At 66.1% G+C, this 607-nt stretch carries 2 pseudogenes; both read left to right on the forward strand.

The features are described 5' to 3' along the window. Nucleotides 1-187: pseudogene (locus OU11_RS09385) on the forward strand (hypothetical protein); the annotation flags it as partial. 64 nt (nt 188-251) lie between these two features. Then, nucleotides 252-607 (forward strand): annotated as a pseudogene (locus OU11_RS08535) (UDP-N-acetylmuramoyl-L-alanyl-D-glutamate--2,6-diaminopimelate ligase); the annotation flags it as partial.

Here is a 607-nt window from a genome sequence, read left to right on the forward strand (position 1 = left end):
GTCTCCTCCCAGGCCTACAAGGTCCACCGCGGCCATCGGCGACGCCCGACGACACCCCGAACGGCACGACATCGTGCTGGTGATCGGCAAGGGGCACGAACGCTGGATCAAGGACCGGAACCGGCATGTGCCCTATGAGGGCGACGACGCGGTGGTGTCGCGTCTGCTCAGTGAGCCCTTGGAGTAGCATCGTATGTCGGCACGGTCAACGGGACCGTGCCGACATACGGACCCAGGAGGCTTGACGACTCATGTCGGCATTCACCATCGCCACGGCTGTGCAACTGCTGGAACGGCATCATCTGCTGCGCGAGATCGTCCACACCGGAGGTTGGACGCTGGACGCATCCGACGTTCCCGGCGCGGACGACCCGATCACCGCGGTCACGTACGACACGCGCACCGTGGCGCCGGGGACGATGCTGTTCATCAAGGGACGGTTCCGCCCCGAGTTCCTGGACGGCATCGACGAGCGGGGTCTTGCCGTCTACGTGGCCGAAACCGATCACTCCGACCGCACCGCCGCACCCGGTCTGATCGTGGACGACGTGCACAAGGCGATGAGCCTGCTGTCGGCGGAGTTCTACGGCCGCCCGCAGGACGAGCT

Origin of the sequence: Bifidobacterium pullorum DSM 20433 (assembly GCF_000771405.1) — a bacterium.
Taxonomy (GTDB): domain Bacteria; phylum Actinomycetota; class Actinomycetes; order Actinomycetales; family Bifidobacteriaceae; genus Bifidobacterium; species Bifidobacterium pullorum.